Source organism: Finegoldia sp. P3-F-LR (assembly GCF_052932165.1).
In genome coordinates this window covers 47,615-70,907 of record NZ_JBRFJE010000003.1, presented here as the reverse complement: position 1 = coordinate 70,907, position 23,293 = coordinate 47,615, and the positions used below count along the sequence as shown (strand labels likewise).

Here is a 23,293-nt window from a genome sequence, read left to right as displayed (position 1 = left end):
TTATAAAAAGGAAGATGTTTATGAAAAAAAAGAAAAAAAGAGGACTGACAACTCAAATATTCATTGGATTATTTCTGGGGTTGTTGGTAGGAATAGTTTTTAATCTATTTGTCCCTTCATCATATATAAAAGATACCATTTTAGTTAATGGGATATTCGACGTATTGGGGCAAGGATTTATCAGATTAATGCAAATGCTCGTTGTTCCATTGGTGTTTTTCTCATTAGTAACTGGTGCGATGAGCATGGGGGATACTAAAAAATTAGGAAAAATCGGAGTCAAAACACTTGTGTTTTATTTGTTCACTACGGCTTTGGCGATAACTTTGGCGCTATTATTGGCATCATTTATAAAGCCTGGAGTTGGAATTGATCTTAGCAAAGTGAGCCAGGCTGCCCAAGCAGACCCTGCGAAGGCAGTTTCAATAAAAGATACTGTGCTGAATTTAATTCCTACAAATCCAATTCAAGCTATGGCTGAAGGAAATATGTTGCAAATAATTTTCTTCGCATTGTTAGTTGGAATTATTTTGGCGAATTTGGGAGAAAAAGCACACAACGTAGCAAATATTTTCGAAGAGTTCAACGACATAATGATGGATATGACTATGATTGTAATGAAGTTTGCTCCAATAGGTGTATTTGCTCTTATCACAAAGACGTTTGCAACTTTAGGATTATCTGCAATATTCTCTATGTTAAAATACATGCTCACAGTAGTTTTAGGATTGATATTGCAACTTTTCTTAGTTTATATGGTTTTATTGACTATTTTTGCAAAAGCAAATCCATTCAAATTCTTGAAGAAATTCTTCCCAGTTTTGGGATTTGCGTTCTCCACATCATCTTCAAATGCAACAGTGCCAATGAACATCAACAAATTGGAAGAACTTGGAGTTAGCAGGAAAATTTCTTCATTTACTATTCCACTTGGAGCAACTATCAACATGGACGGAACAGCAATTATGCAAGGAGTTGCAGTAGTATTTGCAGCGAACGCTTACGGAATGCAATTGACACCACAAAATTTCTTGACAGTAATTGCTGCAGCGACACTTGCATCAGTAGGTACTGCGGGAATTCCATCTGTTGGATTGATAACTTTATCCATGGTATTTAATTCAATCGGACTTCCAATATCTGCGATTGCAATGATAATGGGAATAGACAGAATTTTGGATATGATTAGAACTGCGATAAATATCACAGGAGATGCTGTGTGCACAGTTATCGTCGCTAACAGTTCTGGCGAAGAATATTTTGATAAAGAAAAATTTAATTCGTAAATTATAATAAATGATAAACACTTATAGAATATTTCAATAAGTGTTTATTTTTTTATCTGATATAATGAATATAAGGAGGGATAATTTTGAAATTAGAAAATAAACATATTAAAAAAATTGTCGTAATTCTAGTTGTGGTTTTAGCATTTGTATTTATCAAACCACTAAGAGAAGGAATAACGAACATGTCAAAATCATTTCAAGACCTTGAAAGTGTAAAAGCGTACATCAGATCTTTCGGGAAAACTGCGGTTGTAATTTCATTCTTGATGATGATTCTTCAATCAGTTGCAGCACCAATCCCAGCCTTTTTCATTACATTTTCAAACGCCGCTATTTGGGGATGGGTTAAGGGAAGTATATTGTCTTGGACATCTGCAATGGCTGGAGCAGCGCTTTGTTTTGGTATTGCGAGATTTTTGGGAAGAGATATTGCAGAAAAATTTGCTACAAAAGGAGCATTGAAGGAAGTAGAAGGATTTTTCGACAAATACGGTAAGAACGCAATTTTGGTTGCAAGATTATTGCCTTTTGTTCCATTTGATCCGATAAGTTATGCAGCGGGATTGACTCCGATGGGATTTTGGGAATTTTTCATCGCGACAGGAATTGGTCAACTTCCAGCGACTTTGATTTATTCTTATGCAGCAAGTAAGTCGACAAATCCATCTACATGGGTAAAAGGACTTATTATTTTATTCGGAGTGTTTGCACTTGGAATGTTGATGAAGAGAATTTATAACGATAAACAAGCAAAGAAAAATATATAAAAAAGAAAGCCTCAAACTTTCCTAGAAATAAACAAGCCCTTATGCAAATTTTTACATAAGGGCTTGTTGTTTTTATATTATTTAATATTTTGATGTTAAATTTCTTTTATTTGTTCGACTAATTTATCGAATTGCATTGCATGAGATGCTTTTACTAAAATCAATGTGTTGTCCACGATTAATTCTTGCAATTTTTCTAGCAATTCTTCTTTTGTTTCAAAGTAGAACACTTTGTCTTCTGCAAAGTTTGTGCGTGCTCCTTTGATTATGTTTTCTGCTAATGGTCCAGTTGCTAATACGTAGTCGATTTTTTCGGGATTGATTGATTTACCGATATTTTTGTGAAGAGTTATTTCGTTGTCTCCAAGTTCTAGCATATCACCTAATACGGCGATTTTTCTAGAATAGCCGTGCAATCCGTAAGCTGTTTCTAGGCAGCTTGTAAGTGATTGTGGATTTGATTTGTAGCTGTCGTTTAAAATATGGAATTTATCTAGTAGTATAAGTTCGTTTCTCATTCCAGTTAATTCGATATTTTTAAGTCCTTTTGCAACATCTGAATAATCCAATCCCATAAGTTCAGCTACTATTATTGACATTGTAGCGTTGTACATTTGATGATGTCCCAACAATTCTATGTTGAACACGTGATCGTTGATTGAAAATGTCGATCCTGTTTCATCAGCTTTAATCATTTCCATTCTATAATCGCTGTCTGGTTTTATTCCAAAACTTATAGTCTTTTCTGGTAATTTGTATTCTTGTTTTACTTCTCTGAGAACTGGATCGTCGTTATTTAAAATAAATATTCCGTCTTCTTTTAATCCTTCAAGGATTTCGAATTTAGCTCTGGCAATATTTTCTTTTGTTTTCAAATTTAAAAGATGACTGTCGCCGATGTTTGTAATCATTGCGATATCAGGATGAGCGATATTAGTAAGTTGACTGATTTCTCCAAAATTTTCTGTTCCCATTTCAAGAACTGCAACTTCTGTGTCATCATCTATGTCAAATATCGTCTTGGATAATCCGATTTCGTTGTTGTAATTTTTTTGTGTTTTAACGACTTTGTATTTTTCTTTTAATAAAGAACTCATTATATCTTTTGTAGTTGTTTTGCCATTGGATCCTGTGATGGCGATTACTTTACAGTTTAAACTGTTGATGTATCCTCTAGCTAAATCCATCATAAATTCTTTTGTATCATCTACTTCGATTACTGGATAATCGTTGATGTTTCTGTAATCCCTGTTAACTACACAACAAGATGCGCCCTTTTCAAAAGCCATCTCTATGTAATTTTGTCCATCGAAATTATCTCCTCTAAGAGCGATGAACATGTTGTCTTTTTGAATAGTTCTTGTATCTGTGGAGATACCTTTTACCATTACATCATGGTATTTTTCATTTATAATCGTGTTAGTAAGTTCTGTTATTGTTTTTAAATTTCTTGTTAACATATTTACCTCTCTAACTTATATGCTTTATTTTTTTCGTATTCTTCAACAGCCAAATCAATCAAGTTGTCGAATACTTCTGAAACACTCATATCGTTAGTGCATTTCCACAAAACTGGAAACATTGAATGTGGAGTTAGTCCTGGAACTGTGTTGATTTCATTCACCCAAAGCTCGTTGTCTTTTACGAACATATCAACTCTTGAAAATCCTGACAAACTCATTAATTTGTACACTTTTTCTGCCAAATGTCTTGCTTTTAATTCTAAATCTTCATCCATTGGAAATGGTGTAAGCATTTCTGTTTTTGAATCGTTATATTTTGCATCGTAATCGAAAAACTCTACATCGTGTATTTGGTATACACCCGGACGTGATGCAACTGGATTGTCATTGCCCATAACTGCTATCTGAAGTTCTGGTCCAATGATTTCTTCTTCAACTAAAATTCTTCTGTCGTATTGGAATGCGTTTTGGATTGCTTGGTCCAATTCTTCTTCTGTTTCTGCTCTCATAACACCAACAGATGAACCAGCGTTACATGGTTTTACATAAACTGCCTTGGATGTTTTGTCGAAAATTTCCTTCAAATTGTATTCATCGTTTTTGCAAAGCACGACGTATTTTGCTTGAGGAATTTTGTTCAATTCGAAAATATCGTTAGTGTATCCTTTGTCCATGCAAAGTGCAGAACCCAAAACGTTACATCCTACAAATGGCAAATCCAAAACTTTTATGAAACCTTGGATTGTTCCATCTTCACCGTAACTTCCGTGAATTGCAGGAAATATTACAGTGTTTTCAGGATTGATCTTACTGATACAATCGCTGACAGATTCTATTACAGAAAGCTCAGTGTCAAGCACCAATTCGTCGTCGGATTTTATTTCTTCAGTTATGTTTTCTTTCATAATGAATTTTTTATCGCGGCGAACGAAAATCGCGCTTACGTTGTATTTTTCTTTTGATAAATTATTTATTAATGTTCTAGCACTTGTGATACTTACTTCGTGTTCAGTACTAGGACCGCCATATAATACATATATATTTTTTTGCATAATTTTTGTCCTTTCTTGTGACTCATTAATATATTACTATAACTAAATCATTATATCAATAAAATAGAAAAATGTATCCTTTTTGTTGATTTTAATAAAAAACAATACAAATTTAATAGGACTATTTTACAAATGTGGTAAAATATAGTTGAGCTAAGAATAGGAGGATTTTATGAAAAAGGAAGAATTTTTGTTGCAATTTGAAAAAAACTTATTTAATATGTTTGGAAAAGATTTACAAACTTCAACTGAAAAAGAAAAATATATAGCTTTTTCTAAAATAATAATGAACGAATTGGCAGAAGATTGGAAGAAAACTTCTGACAAACACAAAAATTCACGCAATGCCTACTATTTTAGCGCGGAATTTTTGATAGGAAGATCTTTGGGAAATAATTTGTTGAATATGGGTTTGGACGAAGAATATTCACAAGTTTTAAAAGAATTGGACATCGACATCAATGATTTGGAAATTCAAGAAGAAGATGCAGCCTTGGGAAACGGAGGTTTAGGAAGACTTGCGGCATGTTTTATGGAAAGTGCGGCGAGCTTGGATTATCCGTTGACAGGCTATGGCGTGAGATATCGCCAAGGACTTTTCAAACAATATTTTCACAACGGATTTCAGATGGAAGTCGGAGATAATTGGACATTGGACAAGGATCCTTGGTCAAGACGTGTAGAATCTGAATCCAAAATCATTAGATACAAAAACCAAGTCGTAAAAGCAGTTCCTTATGATATGCCAGTTGTAGGCTACAAAAATCATGTTGTTAATACTTTGAGGTTGTGGCAGGCGGAATGTGATGACGGATTTGATTTTCAAAAATTCAATAATTTTCAATACGACGATTCAGTAAAAGAAAAAAATAGAGCAGAAGATATCACGAGAGTTTTGTATCCGAATGATATACAAAGACCGGGAAAAGTTTTAAGGCTTAAACAACAGTATTTTTTCAGTAGCGCATCTATTCAAGATATAATCGAAAAATACGAGAAGAATTTCCCAAATGATGAGGATTTTGAAGATTTTGCAAAATACAATACTATCCAATTAAACGACACACATCCTGTTATGGCTATTCCAGAAATGATGAGAGTGTTGATGGATGACAAAAAACTTTCTTGGAAACAAGCTTGGAATGTTACAAGCAATGTGTTCAACTACACTAATCACACGATTTTACAAGAAGCGATGGAAAAATGGAGCGTTGATGTTGTAGAGGAAGTAAGTCCTAGAATTATGGATATTATCACTGAAATCGACAAGAGATTTGTCAGTGATTTGGTGGGATTGTATTATTCTGTGGATAGAATCGACAATCTCAGAATAGTGAAGGACAATACTGTTAATATGGCACATTTGGCGATATTAACTGCCGTAAAAATTAACGGCGTTGCAAAAATTCACACAGAAATTTTGAAAAACGAGACACTGAAACCATGGCACGATTTGTATCCAGATAAATTCGTCAACAAAACAAATGGAATTACTCCAAGACGTTGGCTATTTTATTCAAATCCAGAGCTAACGAATTTTATAACAGAACTTTTGGGAGAAGATTGGAAAACTGATCTAACAAAATTAAAAGAGCTTGAAAAATTCCAAGACGATGAGAGTGTTTTGGAAAAATTAATGGAAATCAAACTTCACAACAAAATCAGACTGAAAAAATACATCAAAGAACATGAAAACATCGATGTAGATGAGAACTCTATTTTTGATATACAAGTGAAGAGACTTCATGAATACAAGAGACAATTGTTGAATGCTTTTCACATTTTGAATTTGTATTATAAAATCAAAAACAATGAAATATCCGACATTCCAAAACAAACATATATTTTCGGGGCGAAGGCAGCGCCAGGTTATTTCAGAGCAAAAGCTATTATAAAATTCATAAATGAGGTTAAAAATCTCGTTAACAACGACGATGTTGTCAACAAATACATTAAGGTTGTGTTCTTGGAAAACTTCAACGTATCCATCGGAGAATTGGTGTATCCTGCAGCAGATGTGAGTGAACAGATTTCAACTGCGGGAAAAGAAGCTTCGGGAACTGGTAACATGAAGTTTATGTTAAATGGAGCATTGACTGTGGGAACTTACGACGGCGCGAACATTGAGATTTTCAATCACGCAGGTGAGGACAACAACTTCCCATTTGGAGCGACTGTTGATGTATTAAACTCCATCAGAGACAGTTACAATCCAGTTGAGTATTATTATAAGGATGAAAATATTAAACGCGTTGTGGATACTTTGCTAAGCGATTTGATCAACGATAGTGGATCGTTTATGTTTTTGGACATTTACAACTCACTTGTAAACAGAGATTCGTCATTTAAATTAGACGAATATTTTGTGTTAAAAGATTTCAACGATTATGAACAAATTCACGAAAAGATTTTACAAACTTACGCCGACAAGAAAAAATGGGCGAAGATGAGTTTGATGAACATCGCTAATTTCGGAGAATTTTCATCGGATAGAACTATAAAAGAATATGCAGAAGAGATTTGGAGGATAGTACCAAATGAAAAAATTTAAAAAGAGTGACATTAACTCTAAGATATTTAACAAAGGAAACAAGATTTTATTTTTCCACGCCGACGGGATTTGTCCATGTATTCCGGCGAAAAATGATTTGGAAGATATCGAAAAATCATTTCAAGGAGAAATAGAATTTTACGAATATTTAGCTAAAAAAGTTAGAGAAATTGATAAGGACGAGATAATTACACATTACGAAGCGTTGCCTCTACCTACGACTTTATTTATAAAAGATGGCAAAATTATCGACAGACTTGTAGGGGATAACTCAAAATCGACATACAGAAATTACGCGAACAAATTATTGGATGAATAATAGGAGATAATATTGGCTAATATATTATTTGAGGAAAGAATCAACGAAATATTAGATACTCTTAGGCTTGAGAACGATCTTGAAAACACCAAAATTACTTTTTGTACTTTTGATGAACATCATTTCGACAAACATCAAACCACAGACATCGATGATATAGAATTGAGAGATGACAGGATAAATTGGATATATATCACAGGATTATCAGATACAAATAATTTCATAAAAATGAAAGAAAAATTCAAAATCCATCCTCTTATAATAGAAGACATGTTGGATGTGGAACAAAGGACGAAACTGGAAGCTTATGATGATTATTTGTTCGTGGTAACGGATACTGTCGATTATGATATGTTCAACAGCGTAAAAGAATTGTCGTTTAACCAAGTTTCTTTTGTTTTGAAAGAAAATCTGTTAGTGACTGTAGAGCAAAACAAAACCACATCATTTGACAGAGTTTTGGACAAGTTAGAAAAAATTCCTGTTTTTAGGCCGAAAACTACAGATGGACTATTGCTTTTGTTAATGGATGCATTCATCGACAACTACTATCAAATTTTTGATATTTTGGGAGAATACATAGATGATTTGGAAGACGCTATGATGACTAATCATGATGACGATATTCTCAGAGAACTTTACACCATGAAGAAAAACCTGATATTTTTGAGAAAAACTTTGTGGCCTTTGCGTTCAGTTATCAATGAAATTTCGAAGTTCAGAGTAAATTTGGTAAGTCACAACACATCTATTTACATGAGAGATTTGTACGATCACATAATCCAAATGCTTGAATTCATAGAAGTATATCGCGATATGATTAACTCTATGATAGATGCATTTGACACTAATATCTCCAACAGAACTAACGAAGTAATGATGGTATTGACTGTGTGGTCGACGATATTTTTGCCGCTGACATTCTTAACAGGAGTCTATGGAATGAACTTTAAATATATGCCGGAACTTCAAGGAAAATACGGATATATTTTGTTCTGGGTTACGGCTGTTGTGATTACTAGTGTTATGATTTATTATTTTAAAAAGAAAAAATGGATGTAATATAAAGGAGATTTTATGGAAAACAGTACTTTTTTGGCATCTGATTATGAAAAAGAACAAATTGATGCTATTAAAAAAATACTGCGAGTGTATTTTAGTGGAGATATTGAATTTAGCAAGAATTTTTCTGAATTGAAACCAAACATAGACAACCAAAATTTGAAAAAAGTTTTGAATGAACTAGATGAAAACATAAACAGAGATGATTTGATAAGATATGTCAATGATATCAACATAATGGCATATAATGAGGAAAATAAGCTTTGTTTTATGTATGATGCTGACAGGAAATTTACAAAAGAAAGAAAGATTGCGCTTGAGAATTATCCACTAGATAAAAATTATGGTTTTTGTATTGAAAAATGGATAAACAAATGCGATAACATACTTTCCAATTCGTCATCTGATTTGCAAAATGCAATCTATAGCACTATGCTTGATATTTGCTGTGAGGAAATGGGTATACTTGTCGTAAGGATATGTGAAGGTGATTTTGATTGGACTGCCAATCATGCAATGGAAAAATTGAGCGAAATTGTAAGTAATATAAGGAAGGGAGATTTTTGTTAATGAAAGTTATATTAGCAGTAGATAGAAATTTTGCGATAGGAAAAGATGGAGATATGCTTTTTTCAATTCCTGAAGATATGCAAAGATTTAAGGAATTAACAACTGGAAATATCGTTATAATGGGAAGAAAAACATTGGAATCTTTGCCGGATTCAAAACCTCTACCAAATAGAACCAACATAATAATTACAAGCAAAGACTTAGACGGTATGCTTTGCGTAAAAAACGAAGAAGAATTGCTACGCACTCTCAAAGAAATCAACCCAGACCACAAAATGACAGAGTATTTGATAGGTGGAGCAAACACGATTGAATCATTGATACATTTAGTTGATGAATTCGTAATCACTTATGTTGACGCAGAATTTGAATATGATGCAAAAATCAGAAACTTATTTGAAGACCAAGATTATTATGTAGCGGAAGAATCAGACATCAAAACTTACGAAGGTATGGATTATAGATATATGGTGTTTAAAAGAAAATAAAAAATAAAGCAAACAAACTTCATGCACGAATATCTAGACTACAAAAATTGTTGATTTCTGAATCTTAAAATCCTAAAATCGTAAGCACGCTTCGCTTACGCGGTACGATTTTGGACGGATTTTTTCGATTTGAAATCAAAGCAATTTTTTTTCGTATGATATTCTTAGCATGAAGATGTGTTACTCTTTTAAAATAAACTGGGGATAATTAACCCGGTTTTTTATTGCCCAAATATTAAGATTTGGCAAAGTTATAATTGAGTATAATGTATTGTGATATAATACGGTTACGGAGGTGAGTAAATGCGTTGTCCTAATTGCAATGAAAAAGTGTTAGATACGGTGAATTTTTGTCACAATTGTGGGTTTAATTTGAAAGAATACCGTGAAAGTTTGAATGAACAAAAGGATATAAAAGAACAACCAGAAGATAATCACGCATCTACAGACAAAGATTATTCATATTCAGATGATGTTATGAACATTTTTAATATAAAAAATCGTGAAAAATCAGCTGAAGAACAAAAGGCTGAAGATATCATAAATAAAAATAAAACGGAACACAAGCCTAAAAGGATTGAAGATATTTTTCAAGTGATTAACAAAAACAAATCTCAATATGGAAAGTTCAATCCCGACAAAGAAGTTGAGAAGAAAATAAACCACGAGGAAGAAAAAGAACCTGAAGAAAATTATGAAAACACGATTTTTATTACCAAAGGTTATGACGAAAAACAAGAAAAAATTAAAAGAGATGAGTCAATAAGATTCACTTCGGCAAATGAGTTTACTATTCATAAGTTTGAAGACGAAGATGAAGATGATGACCAATTTATGGATACTTTTGAGGTTAAAAGTAAACAAGTTTTTGACAAAATCAATTTGTTCTTTATTAAAATATTGAAGAAAATGATGGGAGGCACACAACCTTACAGGTTCTCAATGAGACTTGCGGTTGTAGTGTTATCTGCGTTGCCGCTTTTATTCTTTTACATGAATTCTACAAATCACTGGACATTTACTCAAAAATCAAAGGCAATCGTAGTTATGGTTTCAGTGTTGGTTTTGGATATTTTCCAAAAACTTTTATCCTATAGTCTGGGACTTAAACTAGCAGGAACGAAATTATATCAACCAATTGATAAGGAGTTGAGAAACAATATCTCAGTTTTACTTTCGGTTATAGAATCTCTCATTTTTAGCTTATTTGGAGTGTTAACCGAAGGAGGACTTGTCGGTTTTAGTTCGTCAGTTTTCACGTTTACATTTTTGGGTGCACACGCTTTTATATATCTAATTTCATTAGTAATATTGATATTATTTGCAACGATTATTTTAGTAGATAGATTTGATTACAAAAATTTGTGGAAAGTTTACGGACTTAATGCAGCTGGAATTGTGATAACAAGACTTGTTGTGTTTATGGTCGTTATGACACTTCTTCAAAAAATATTTTTTGGACTTGCTCCGGGATTAATGTAGGTGATTAAATGATTTACACAGTTACTATGAATCCAGCACTTGAATTTGTAAGTGAAGTTTCGGATTTTGAATTTGACAAGAACAATATATCGGATTTTGATTTGATGCTTCCAGCTGGAAAAGGAATCAATGTTTCGAGAGTTTTAAAACAACTTGGACTTCCGACTGTTGCAACTGGATTTGCAGGAGGTTTTACTGGAGAATTTGTAGAAGATTGGCTAAGAAGAGAAGATATCAAATCTGAGTTCATAAGAATTGATGATAATACTAGAATTAATATCAAAATCACAGGCTCTTCGAAAACCGTAATCGAATCAAAAGGACCTAGCATTTCTCATCAAGAACTACAGGAATTGTTATACTATCTATCAAGAGTTAAAGAAGGAGATACTGTGTTTTTGTCCACAGCTTTTCCGAAAAATATAACAGAAACTGTAATCGAAAGAATGATTGCAATTTGCAAAGCCAACAAAGCACACTTCGTACTTGATATAGATGAGTATTATTTGGAGAGATTTGCTAACGAGGGATCATTACTTGAAAAAATAAGTGTAAAATGCTTGGAGCATTTATTTAAAACAAAAATAAATTCAGAATCAGATTTGCTTAAATGGAAAAATGAAATATCTGGTTTGAATTCTAAATTTGTAATAGTGCCCTTTGTAGATAATAAAGTATATTTGTTCCAAAAGAATTCAATCTATGCTTTTGACATAGAACAGATGCTAAACCAAAAAAGAGATTTTGTTATTGACTCAATAATCGCGGGATTTATCGCGACATTTATCAGAACTTCAGACTATGAAAAGTCTTTTGAAATGGCAAATGCCTGTGCACTAGCTTCGTTGAAGACCAAGGATTTGCCGAAAAAATTCCAAATAGATGATTGCTTTAAAGATATTAATATAATAAAAATAGACTAACATAAAAAAACAAGGTGTTGAATTTAATTCATACCTTGTTTTTTTATGTTGTAATAAATTAAGAAATGGAGATTTAATTGAAAATGAAAAAGTTTTCAATAATTAAATATATTTTACCATTTCAATATAACGAATGCAAGCTTTTTGTTACATTTTTTAAAAATTAATAAATTTGTAAATTTGCTCATGATTATCATTACTTTACCATAATAAAGAGATTGTGTCAAGTCATTTTTATGCAAAAACACAATTTATTTTATTATTAGAACAAATTTAAAAAATGAATAAAAATAATTTAATTTTATTTTCATAATTAATTTTAAACGGCAGAATTATAACAGGAAAACAAAATCATAAATTTTATTATTGTAGCTAAAAAGTGTAATTTAATTCGAAAAAGCATGGAAAAACTGTATTTTATACTGAAATTTTAAATTAAAAAATAAATAATAATTGACAAATTCCTTTTATGTCACTATAATGAGATAAAGTATTATTTATTATTCATACATAAATCATACAAAAAATAAACTGAAAGGAGAATAAGATGTCTGCTAATAAGAAAATATTGGAAGTTAATAATATGCATACAGCTTTTAGAATAAAAGACGATTATTATGACGCCGTAGACGATGTTTCATTTGAATTGTATGAAAATGAAGTGTTAGCTATGGTTGGCGAATCTGGTTGTGGCAAATCTACACTTGCTACTACAATTATGGGTTTACATAATATGAATTACACTCAAATTAGCGGTGAAGTTATATATAACGGCGAAAATATTTTGAATTATACAGAAGCTCAATTCAATGAGTTGAGAGGTGGAGAAATTGGTATGATATTCCAAGATCCATTGGCATCACTTAACCCATTAATGAGAATTGGCGAACAAATTGAAGAAGCTTTGTTGTATCACACTGATTTGGACAAGAAACAACGTCAAGCAAAAGCTGTTGATCTTCTAAAAAAAGTAGGGATTGAAAATGCTGAAGTTATAGCAAGACAATTTCCTCATCAATTATCAGGAGGTATGAGACAAAGAGTAATTATTGCGATTGCTTTGAGTTGTAAGCCTCATGTTTTGATAGCTGATGAGCCAACTACTGCACTTGATGTTACAATTCAAGCACAAATTCTAGATTTAATAAAAGAATTACAAAATCAAATGAATTCAGGAATTATATTGATAACCCATGATTTAGGAGTTGTAGCACAGACCGCTGATAGAGTTTGCGTAATGTATGCAGGTCAGATCGTTGAGATTGCACCTGTGGATGAGTTGTTCAATAACCCTCTTCACCCATATACTAGAAGCTTATTAAATTCCATTCCACAAGCAGATAATGAATCTGATCAGTTACACGTAATAGAAGGTATGGTTCCTTCATTAAAAGATTTGCCAAGAAAAGGATGCAGATTTGCACCTCGTATTCCTTGGATAGACGATCATGAACACGAAGAAAATCCAGTATTACATGATGTTGGCAATGGACACTTAGTTCGTTGTACATGCTGGAAGAACTTCCATTTTAAAGACGAATAGGAGGAAAATATGGGATTTTTAGAAGTTAAAAATTTGAAAGTTCATTATCCAATTCGTGGTGGATTTTTTAATACAATTCAAGACTATATCAAAGCTGTTGATGGAGTTGATATGGATATTGAACAAGGAAAAACTTATGGATTGATTGGAGAGTCTGGTTCTGGGAAGTCAACTATCGGAAAAGCTATAGTAGGACTCGAAAAGATTACAGATGGACACATTTTGTATGAAGGAAAAGATGTTACAAGTAGATCTTACAGAAAAAAGATTAACTACAATCAAGATGTTCAAATGATTTTCCAAGACTCAATGAGTTCGCTTGATCCTAAAAAAAGAATTTTGGATATAATCGCTGAACCAATCAGAAATTTTGAAAAACTTACACCTAAAGAAGAAAAAGAAAAGGTGTTTAAATTAATAGACATAGTTGGACTTAACGAAAGTGCAATTTACAAATATCCATTTGAATTCTCAGGTGGTCAAAGACAAAGAATTGGTGTTGCAAGAGCTGTTGCATGTAACCCAAGATTGATAGTTGCAGACGAACCAGTTAGTGCACTTGACTTATCAGTTCAAGCGCAAGTATTAAACTACATGAAGTTGATTCAACAAGAGTTTAATCTAAGCTACATTTTCATCTCTCACGATTTGGGGGTTGTAAGACACATGTGTGATTACATTTATATTATGCATAACGGTAAATTTGTAGAAACTGGTAATCGTGATGAGTTGTACTCTGATCCTCAACATATTTACACAAAAAGACTTATCGCAGCGATTCCTCAAATCGAACCAAATAGAAGAAAAGAGCTTAGAGATGCTAGACAAGCTATTGAAAAGAAGTTTGATGAACAAAAAAATGTCTACTACGATGAAAATGGATCGGTGTACGATTTGACGAAATACAAAGATTCTCATTATGTAGCAGCTAGAAAGGGGGAAATATAATATGACTAAAACAATAATCAGAAGATTTTTAATAATGATTCCTCAATTGATAGTGTTAAGTTTATTTATATTCTTTGTAGCTCAAAAGATGCCAGGGGACCCTTTTACAGGGAAAATCACACCAAGTACTGGTAACTCAAAGGTTGAAGAAGAACTTAAAATAAAATCTGGATTTTACGATCCATGGTATGTGAAATATAAGAGATGGGTTGGAAATGCACTTCAAGGAGATTTTGGAGATTCTTATACTCAAAAGCTACCAGTGAAAGACGTTATTGGTCAAAGAGCTAAGAATACATTCTTCTTATCATTGTTTTCATTAATAATAATGTATGCAATTGCTATTCCTCTAGGAATAAACGCTGGTAGATACAGTGGGTCAGCCTTCGATCAGGGGGTTAACTTGTATAACTTCTTGGCATTAGCTACCCCAGGGTTCGTATTTTACTTAATAATGCTTTTAATATTCGGATACAAGTTAGGATGGTTCCCAACAAGTGGAATTATAAGCCTTGAAGCATCAGCAAAAGGTGGCATGGCAGCGGTATTAAGTAGATTTTATCATATGCTACTTCCTGCAATATCATATGCACTACTTACAACTATTGGAACTATTCAATATTTGAGAAATGAAGTTGTAGATGCAAAAAGTCAAGACTACGTAAGAACTGCAAGAGCAAAAGGGGTTCCTATTAAAAAAGTTTACAGTAAACACATTTTTAGAAACTCACTTTTACCAATAGCTGCATTCTTCGGATTCCAAATCACAGGTTTGTTAGCTGGTTCTATCATGATTGAAACAATTTTCGGATATCAAGGAATGGGTTCATTATTCGTTGACTGTATTAACCAAAGGGACTACTCAGTTATGACAGCTCTTGTAATGATTTATGGTTTCTTAACACTTTGCGGTTCATTATTAAGTGATATTATCATGAGTATAGTGGACCCTAGAATAAGGATAGATTAGGAGGTTTTTATGAAAGAAGTAAAAGTAACAGAAGAAAAGCTTGAAGAATATAAAGACCTTGCAAAAGATAATCCTACTGGATTTAAAGTAATTGTTAATGAATTCAAAAAAGATAAACTAGCTATAGTGTCATTGGTGGTATTAGCAGTTTTGTGGATAGGAATTTTCGTAGGAGCGATGTTACTTGATAAAGAACAAGTAATGAAAGTTGACATACTTAATTCATACGTAAGACCTGGAGAAGCTGGACACATACTAGGAACTGACCAAGGCGGTAGAGATTTATTTGGACAATTAATTATTGGAGCGAGAAACTCAATTGTAATAGGTATCGCCGTTACAATACTTACATCTATAATAGGAATAGTTGTAGGTTTATTGATCGGATATTACGGAGGATGGTTGGACAATATTATAATGAGAATTATAGACTTCATCCAAATTCTTCCAACAATGATGATAATCATAGTTTTCGTAACAATTGTTCCAAAATATTCTATGTTTACATTCGTAATGATATTTACGGTGTTCTACTGGACAGGGATGGCAAGACTTGTCAGATCGAAAGCTCTTGCGGAAAGTAAAAAAGACTACGTAAATGCTTCTAAAACAATGGGAACTAGCGATTTGAAGACGATGTTTACAGGAATTTTGCCAAATATTTCTTCAATATTAATTGTAGACATGACATTAAGTTTCGCCGGTAACATCGGTATTGAAACAGGACTTAGCTTTCTAGGTTTCGGGCTTCCACCATCAGATCCATCACTTGGAACTTTGGTATCATTAGCCAGAAAGCCAGAAGTTATTCAAGATAAATTATATGTATGGTTACCTGCATCATTATTGATATTAGTAATGATGTTGTGTATAAATTATATCGGTCAAGCATTAAGAAGAGCTTCCGATGCAAAACAAAGGAAAGGATAAGGGTGAAAATAATGAAAAAGAAGTTTAAATCATTATTGGCAATCTTTTTAGTATTGGCATTCGTACTTACTGGATGTGGAAATTCTAAGAAAGATAGCGGAAAATCGTCAGATTCTGGTTCAAAACAAGAATCTAGTACAGGCAAAAATGAAAACGCAGAAAACAAAGGCAACATAGTCGGAGAACAAATGGGCGGCGGTGTTCTTGTTGAAAATGAAGGCGAACCAATTAAAGGTGGTACATTTAGAGTAGGTATTCCTACAGATTCACCATTTAAAGGTATATTCAATAATACACTACAAGACGATAACATCGACTGGACAATCATTGGACCTACAATGTACGGTTCAGCAAATAATGGAGAAAGTTTGGAATTGAGAGATTCTGGAGCTGAAAAATTTGAATGGGATGAAAAAGCAAAAACTGCTACTATCAAATTATCAGACTCATTCAAATGGAATGATGGGAAACCAGTTACTGCAAAAGACATTATCATCAACTACTTAATCATTGGACACAAGGATTATCCTGGTGTACGTTATGATGATGATATGATGAACATCGTTGGTATGGAAGAATATCACGCTGGAAAAACACAAGACATCGCTGGTGTTAAAGAAATTGATGAAAAAACAGTTCAAATTTCATTTAAAGAATGGAAACCTTCAATTAAATGGGGTGCTGGTATTTGGGCTGAACCAACTAATTATGAACAAGTAAAAGACATAGCTATAAAAGACATAATTTCTTCTGATCCAATCAGAAAGAACCCTAAATCAGCTGGACCTTTCTACATTTCAAATGTAGTTCCAGGACAATCAGTTGAATTTAGTGCTAACGAACACTTCTGGGGTGGAAAACCTAAAATCGATAAAGTTGTAATGGAAGTAGTTCCAACATCACAAATTTTAGCATCATTAAAATCTGGTAAATACGACTATATCGCAGGTGGAGCACCTTCAGATACATTCAAAGAAATATCAGAATTAAAAGGATACAAAGTTGCAAGAATGCAAGACATGGCATACACTTACCTAGGATTTAAATTAGGTAAATGGGATAAAGCCAAGGGAGAAGTTGTGGTAGATTCTAACGCTAAGATGGCAGATGTAAACCTACGTAAAGCAATGGGTTACGCAATCGACAACAACGCAGTTGGTGAAAAATTCTACCTAGGATACAGATCACAAGCAAAATCAGTTGTTATTCCAATCTTCAAAGATTACTTTGACGATAGCCTTAAAGGATACAACTACGATCCAGAAAAAGCTAAACAATTGTTAGACGAAGCTGGATACAAAGACGTAGACAATGATGGAATGAGAGAAGACAAAAATGGTAAACCATTGGTAATCAAATTCGCATCAATGTCAGGTGGAGAAATCGCAGAACCATTATCAGCATATTATATCCAATGTTGGAAAGAAATTGGATTGAATGTTGAATTAACAGGCGGAAGATTAATCGAATTCAACGCATTCTATGACAAACTTAAAAACGACGATCCAGAAATCGACGTATTCCAAGGAGCTTGGGCTGTAGGTACTAACCCAGACCCATCAGGATTATTCAGTAAGAATGCATCATTCAACTACTACAGATATACTAATCCAGAAATGCAACAAGCATTGGATAAGATAGCTGATGGTAAAACATCTGATGAAGAAAGAGCACAAGCTTACAAAGACTTTGCTAAAGTAATGGAAGACAATGTACCATTGATTCCAACACTTTACAGAGAAGCTTTATCTCCAATCAACAAGAGAGTTAAAAAATTTGATTTCAGATACGTTCAAGATCTTAACAAAGACGACTTCAGATGGAATGAAATCGAACTTACAGCAGAACAACCAATGAAAGAATAATAGTTTTTGAAGTTAGTGGGGTGTAAATTAACACTCCACTTTTTTCTGTGTAAAATATGTAAAAATACGTAAAATATAACGTTTTCGTTTATTGACTTATTTTAGCTTATTCATTAGAATATTAGAGAGGTGTAATGAATGAAGCAGAAGAATATTATTGCTGTAGTTTTGATAACTGTAGTAATATTTGTTGGAGCTTTTGTAGGATTAAATATTTTTAATTCTTCTAAGGCAGAAAAATTAGATAAATTGGCTCACCAATGTATAGTAGATGGTAATTACCAAAAAGCTGTAGATTATTATAGTGAATTGTACGATAGAACAAACGATGGATCTTATATAGATAAAAAACGTGAAGCTGTTGAACTTTTGTCTTCTAAAAATAATTACGATTATGGTGTGAATTATTTAAAGGAAATGAAGTATGTCGATGCAGCAAAAAGTTTCTTGAAAGTAAGCAACAAAGATAGCGTCAATTATCAAAAAGCGCAACAAAGATTGCAAGAAAGTACACAAGCTGTGATAATTGCAAGTGATTCATTTGCAGAAGACGACAACTTTGATGCAAGCTTGAATATGTTAAACTCATACGCACGTGTAATGCCACACGAAACTATTGTTATCGACAAGATAAAAGAAGTTGAAAAAGCAAAAAATCAATACAATGAGAAAAAACAAGACGAAGAAAAACAACGTGCATTGTCTGAGAAAAAGGAAAAAGAAGCCAGAGAAAAAGCTGAAAAACTTGCCAATGAATCAGCAGAAGAATTAAAGAAAGAAAAAGAAAGTACAAAAAAACCAGATAAAAAAGATGAAAGCTATGAAACTGATGATAACAAAAGACTTATCGATTTGTGCATTCGTTTAGTTGGCAAAACTTATTTGGTAACTACAGATAATGCCAAAATCTATGAAGAACCAAGCAATAAATCAGAAGTGATTTCCTCAATTCCTATGGGAAGTGAAGTGTACATTTATGAAGCAAAACCAGATTCAGGTCAAAGAGTATGGTGTCATGCGATAATTAAAAGTGCAGATTCACTAAAATCATACGATGCATGGATATCATCAAACAACTTAGAAATTAACGATTAAGCTCTCGATAATGAGGGCTTTTTGCACATTGCAAACCTTCATGCACGAACATCGGACTCAAAAAATTTGTGATTTCTAAATTTCAATCTTCTAAAATCCGTAACTCGCATTCGCTCAAACAGACGGATTTTTCAACGAAGATTTTCAATTTGAAATCAATTAAATTTTTATCGTATGATGTTCTTAGCATTACGGTTTGCAAGTTATAATTGAAACTGCTCTCGATAATGAGGGCTTTTTTAGTAGAAAGGGGTGTGTTATGGATTTAAATTTTTTGCATTTTGATTTGGATGCTTTCTTTGCATCTTGTGAAATTCTGGATAATCCAAAATTGAAACACGTCCCAATGGTTGTCGGTGGAAGAAGTCAGAGAGGAATAATTACTACTGCGAACTACGAAGCTAGAAAGTACGGATTGCATTCTGCAATGCCAATATTTCAGGCAAAAAAGATCGTTCCAAATCTTGTTATAGTTACTCCAGATTTTGAAAAATACAGAAGAAATAGCGAGAAAGTTTTCAAGGTTTTGTCTGCATTTTCTTCAAAAATTCAAAAGATGAGTATAGATGAAGGTTGCATGGATATTTCTCATATCGATATGGATAGGTTGAAACTGGCAAATCTAGTCCAAGAAAATGTCAGGATAAAAACGGGATTGTCTATCTCTATTGGGATTAGCTACAACATGAGCCTTGCAAAGCTTGCATCTGATTGGAACAAGCCTCATGGAATCAAAATTATTACACAAGATGATATTCCAGATATTTTGATGGACTTAAATGTGGGAAAAATTCAAGGAATTGGTAGAAAATCTGAGGAAAAACTAAACAATATTGGAATCAAAAAAGTAAGTGATTTGTATGATTTATCCAGAAATAATTTGCGAGAATTGTTCGGTAAGTTTGGAGAAGTGATTTACGATAGAATTCGTGGTATTGACGATAGACAGTTGGATTTGTCCAGAATTAGAAAATCAATCGGGGTGGAATACACATTTGAACGCGATTTGAGAAATTACAATGAATTACTAAAAAAAGCCAGTGAATTCAGCGAAGAGTTGGCGGAAGATCTTCATAAGAAAAATATTAAAGCGAAAACAATTAGGATTAAAATAAAGCTTAGCGATTTTTCGGTGATTACAAAATCAATGACTCTTGATGAATACATTAGTGATGTCAAAGATATTTACAGGATTGTAAAGTATCTTGTGGTTAACACTAAAATTGAAAAGCCTGTCAGACTTTTTGGGATTACTGCTGCAAACCTTAGCGACACGACTTTTGAGCAGTTAAAATTTTTATAGTAAAAAACTTTGCACAATACCTTGCATTATGTACTACTGTGTATTATAATGTAATCAGGAGGTAAGATATGAACACACAATTAAAAAAAGGGATTTTAGAATTATGTGTCTTATCGGTTATATCTAAACAAGACAGCTACGGATACGAAATTATAGATCAGATAAAAGATAAGATACCAATGAGCGAAGGAACAATTTATCCTATGCTTAGAAGATTGAAAAACGACAAATACTTGGAAGATTACACTGAGCAATCAGAGTCAGGTCCATCTAGAAAATACTACAAGATAACAGACGAAGGAAAAACTTATTTGCACTCACAACTTGAAGATTATAAAAAATTAGTTGAAAGTGTTAAGGCCTTGTTAGAGGAGGGTTTTTAAATGAATAAAGAACAATTTATGGAACTTTTAGATTATTATTTCAGAAATGTCGACGAAACAACTTACAGAGAAATCAAGAATGATTACGAAGAACATTTTAGAATCGGCGTTGAAAACGGAAAAACTGAAGAAGAGATTTCAACTGAATTAGGTAATCCAAGAGAAATATTCAACGAATGTAAAGAAGCTGGAATCATTAGAGAAAACAACTTATTCGGTATGTTTAATTTGGATAGCATTGGTGATTTCTTTAATTCCAAAATTTTTGACCAATCCAAAGACAAAGACTATGATTTGTCACAACAAACATTGGAATTTGACAATGATTTCCACAGAATTGAAGTTAAATCAAATGCGGACATAGATGTGTCAACTCACGAATTGGACAAAATAATCGTAACTTACACTACAACTGATGAAACTCAAAAGTTAGATGTAGATTATATGAATCACGTGTTGAAGCTTGGCAAAGTTAAAATGGAAAAATTCTTCCAAAAAAGTTTCATCAAATCAATTTCTATCAAAATTCCACAAGACAGTGATTTGGGATTAAACATCGCTACAGCAAGTGGAGATGTAAATGTAGATGTTATTAGTAACGATGTTACTTGCAACACTTCAAGTGGTGATGTAAATATCACAACACAATCGGACAATGTAAATGTCAATACTGCAAGTGGAGATGTTCAAGTTTCCAAATGCAAAAAAGAAATTTACGTTAATACTGTAAGTGGTGATGTGAAGGTGAATTCTGAAAATCCAGAAATCACAGTGAACACTGTAAGTGGCGATATCGAAATCGATGTTGACGAAAACAAAGATTTGAATGTTAGAGGCGTATCTAGCGATATTAACATTCACATTAAAGAAAAGAAAGGTTCAATAGAACTTAAAACTGTAAGCGGAGAAATTCAAATCGACAGTTACTACAAAGATAGTTCCAAAAAAATCAGTAAATCTCACGACCAATCATTCTCAAATGATGAAATCGAAATAAGTGCTGCAACAGTTAGCGGAGATATTACTGTAGATTAAATTTCAAATTGACTGCAATGATTTTTCGTTGCAGTTTTTTTATTGTAAATTTGCGGTTAAATATTATAATAACGTAAAAAAAAACATTGAAAATATGATAAAATAGAAGGTAATATGGAGGAATAATAATTTTGAAAATAATAGTAACTTGCGCATTCGGTTTGGAGAGCTTAGTCAAAAGACAATTTTTGGATATGGGCTATGAGAATTTGAATGTAAATGATGGAAGAATAATGCTTGAGGGCGATGAAAAAGACATCGCAAAATTAAATATAAATTTGAGATGTGCAGACAGGGTTCTAATCGAATTGGGTAACTTTAAGGCTGTATCATTTGAACAACTTTTTAAAGGCGTAGAAAAAATAAATTGGTTAGAAATTTTAGAAGCGGATTCTAATTTTATTGTAGAGGGCAGAAGTTACAAATCAAAATTATTTTCTATTAAAGATTGTCAATCGATTACAGAAAAGGCGATTATCAAATCTCTTCAGAAAAAATACAAGGTGGATTGGTTCTCAAAATCCAAGGGAAGATTCAGGATTGAAGTTAGTTTAGTAAAAGATATTTGTTCGATAACTTTGGATACTTCGGGAGACGGACTTCACAAGAGAGGATATAGAGAAGGATCGGTACTTGCACCTATAAGGGAAAACTTAGCAGCAGGAATTATCGATTTGTCGTTTGCGAATAGCGACAGACCTCTTGTGGATTTGTTCTGTGGTAGTGGAACTTTTGCGATAGAAGCTGCAAGAAAATTCAGAAATATTGCACCTGGGATTGACAGAAAATTCGATTTTATTAATTTTAACGATAAATTCAACAATGCCTACAAACAAGAGCGCACCAAAGCCTTGGAGAGCATTGATTACGACAAAAAGATAGATATTTTCGCAAGTGATGTGGACGGTTCAGCGATTGAAAAAGCAATAGCAAATGCAGAAAATGCTGGGGTCAGAGAAGACATTAGATTTGTGACGAGGGATTTCAGAAATGTTGTCTTGAAAGATAATTACTTCGTTCTAATATCCAACCCACCTTATGGTAAAAGGCTTGGCGAAAGAAAAGAAGCTGAGAAGATTTACGAGGATTTGGGAATTAAAATGGCGAAATTCAAGACTGCGTCACAATATATAATCACAGATTGTGAAGATTTTGAGAAATTTTACGGCAAAAAAGCATCTAAAAACAGAAAGATGTATAACGGAAATATGAAGTGTTATTTGTATCAATATTTTGGTCCGAGACCTAAATAGGA

Annotated in this window: 21 protein-coding genes; 19 read left to right on the top strand and 2 right to left on the bottom strand. The window is 32.9% G+C overall.

Features of this window, described 5'->3' with window-relative positions; genetic code table 11:
- Positions 1–20 precede the first annotated feature (20 nt).
- Together ACU68U_RS02240 and ACU68U_RS02235 are read left to right on the top strand one after the other, a co-directional pair.
- Entirely contained in the window at positions 21–1,286 is a 1,266-nt protein-coding gene (locus ACU68U_RS02240; protein WP_446762637.1) for a dicarboxylate/amino acid:cation symporter, read from the top strand.
- 86 nt (positions 1,287–1,372) lie between these two features.
- Positions 1,373–2,056, top strand: coding sequence for a TVP38/TMEM64 family protein (locus ACU68U_RS02235; protein ID WP_316524219.1), 684 nt, complete (start codon positions 1,373–1,375; stop codon positions 2,054–2,056).
- A gap of 95 nt (positions 2,057–2,151) precedes the next feature.
- Here the strand turns inward: ACU68U_RS02235 and ACU68U_RS02230 are convergent, their stop codons facing one another.
- Both ACU68U_RS02230 and ACU68U_RS02225 read right to left on the bottom strand, forming a co-directional pair.
- Complete coding sequence (locus ACU68U_RS02230; RefSeq protein ID WP_094207582.1) at positions 2,152–3,516, bottom strand: UDP-N-acetylmuramoyl-tripeptide--D-alanyl-D-alanine ligase; 1,365 nt, start codon at positions 3,514–3,516, stop codon at positions 2,152–2,154.
- A 2-nt stretch (positions 3,517–3,518) separates the two neighbouring features.
- Entirely contained in the window at positions 3,519–4,571 is a 1,053-nt protein-coding gene (locus tag ACU68U_RS02225) for a D-alanine--D-alanine ligase family protein (RefSeq protein WP_446762636.1), read from the bottom strand.
- 172 nt (positions 4,572–4,743) lie between these two features.
- Between ACU68U_RS02225 and ACU68U_RS02220 the strand changes: the two genes are divergently transcribed.
- From ACU68U_RS02220 to ACU68U_RS02140, 17 genes are all read left to right on the top strand, one after another.
- On the top strand, positions 4,744–7,122 hold the full coding sequence (locus ACU68U_RS02220) for a glycogen/starch/alpha-glucan phosphorylase (protein ID WP_446762635.1): 2,379 nt from the start codon (positions 4,744–4,746) through the stop codon (positions 7,120–7,122).
- Positions 7,109–7,441, top strand: coding sequence for a thioredoxin family protein (locus ACU68U_RS02215; RefSeq protein WP_154271403.1), 333 nt, complete (start codon positions 7,109–7,111; stop codon positions 7,439–7,441). Before ACU68U_RS02220 ends, ACU68U_RS02215 begins: the two co-directional genes overlap by 14 nt.
- A gap of 12 nt (positions 7,442–7,453) precedes the next feature.
- Entirely contained in the window at positions 7,454–8,503 is a 1,050-nt protein-coding gene (corA, locus tag ACU68U_RS02210; protein ID WP_446762634.1) for a magnesium/cobalt transporter CorA, read from the top strand.
- Positions 8,504–8,518: 15 nt separating this feature from the next.
- On the top strand, positions 8,519–9,073 hold the full coding sequence (locus tag ACU68U_RS02205) for a hypothetical protein (RefSeq protein ID WP_446762633.1): 555 nt from the start codon (positions 8,519–8,521) through the stop codon (positions 9,071–9,073).
- Positions 9,073–9,561 (top strand): dihydrofolate reductase, encoded by a 489-nt coding sequence (locus ACU68U_RS02200; RefSeq protein ID WP_241673631.1) that lies wholly within the window; start codon positions 9,073–9,075, stop codon positions 9,559–9,561. The genes ACU68U_RS02205 and ACU68U_RS02200 overlap by 1 nt, the downstream gene beginning before the upstream one ends.
- 303 nt (positions 9,562–9,864) lie before the next feature.
- Complete coding sequence (locus ACU68U_RS02195; RefSeq protein WP_446762632.1) at positions 9,865–11,043, top strand: zinc-ribbon domain-containing protein; 1,179 nt, start codon at positions 9,865–9,867, stop codon at positions 11,041–11,043.
- Between the two features lie 8 nt (positions 11,044–11,051).
- The gene (locus tag ACU68U_RS02190; protein WP_446762631.1) at positions 11,052–11,966 is read left to right on the top strand and encodes a 1-phosphofructokinase family hexose kinase; all 915 of its coding nucleotides are present in this window, start codon (positions 11,052–11,054) and stop codon (positions 11,964–11,966) included.
- A gap of 547 nt (positions 11,967–12,513) precedes the next feature.
- The gene (locus ACU68U_RS02185) at positions 12,514–13,509 is read left to right on the top strand and encodes an ABC transporter ATP-binding protein (RefSeq protein WP_094207573.1); all 996 of its coding nucleotides are present in this window, start codon (positions 12,514–12,516) and stop codon (positions 13,507–13,509) included.
- A gap of 9 nt (positions 13,510–13,518) precedes the next feature.
- Positions 13,519–14,457 carry an ATP-binding cassette domain-containing protein gene (locus ACU68U_RS02180; protein ID WP_446762630.1) on the top strand — a complete coding sequence of 313 codons (939 nt, stop codon included), beginning with the start codon at positions 13,519–13,521 and terminating at the stop codon, positions 14,455–14,457.
- Between the two features lies 1 nt (position 14,458).
- Positions 14,459–15,427, top strand: a complete 969-nt coding sequence (locus ACU68U_RS02175) for an ABC transporter permease (RefSeq protein WP_094207571.1) — start codon at positions 14,459–14,461, stop codon at positions 15,425–15,427.
- Positions 15,428–15,436: 9 nt separating this feature from the next.
- Positions 15,437–16,357 (top strand): ABC transporter permease, encoded by a 921-nt coding sequence (locus tag ACU68U_RS02170; protein ID WP_316530980.1) that lies wholly within the window; start codon positions 15,437–15,439, stop codon positions 16,355–16,357.
- A gap of 11 nt (positions 16,358–16,368) precedes the next feature.
- Positions 16,369–18,222 (top strand): oligopeptide ABC transporter substrate-binding protein, encoded by a 1,854-nt coding sequence (locus tag ACU68U_RS02165; RefSeq protein WP_227930618.1) that lies wholly within the window; start codon positions 16,369–16,371, stop codon positions 18,220–18,222.
- A 138-nt stretch (positions 18,223–18,360) separates the two neighbouring features.
- Positions 18,361–19,317, top strand: a complete 957-nt coding sequence (locus ACU68U_RS02160; protein WP_094224326.1) for an SH3 domain-containing protein — start codon at positions 18,361–18,363, stop codon at positions 19,315–19,317.
- 259 nt (positions 19,318–19,576) lie between these two features.
- Complete coding sequence (locus ACU68U_RS02155; protein ID WP_446762629.1) at positions 19,577–20,620, top strand: DNA polymerase IV; 1,044 nt, start codon at positions 19,577–19,579, stop codon at positions 20,618–20,620.
- A gap of 68 nt (positions 20,621–20,688) precedes the next feature.
- Complete coding sequence (locus ACU68U_RS02150) at positions 20,689–21,003, top strand: PadR family transcriptional regulator (protein ID WP_002835632.1); 315 nt, start codon at positions 20,689–20,691, stop codon at positions 21,001–21,003.
- A complete protein-coding gene (locus tag ACU68U_RS02145) occupies positions 21,004–22,038 on the top strand; it encodes a DUF4097 family beta strand repeat-containing protein (protein ID WP_446762628.1) in 1,035 nt (344 codons plus the stop codon). It abuts the gene before it with no gap.
- Positions 22,039–22,169: 131 nt separating this feature from the next.
- Entirely contained in the window at positions 22,170–23,291 is a 1,122-nt protein-coding gene (locus ACU68U_RS02140) for a THUMP domain-containing class I SAM-dependent RNA methyltransferase (protein WP_446762627.1), read from the top strand.
- The last annotated feature ends 2 nt before the right edge of the window (positions 23,292–23,293 follow it).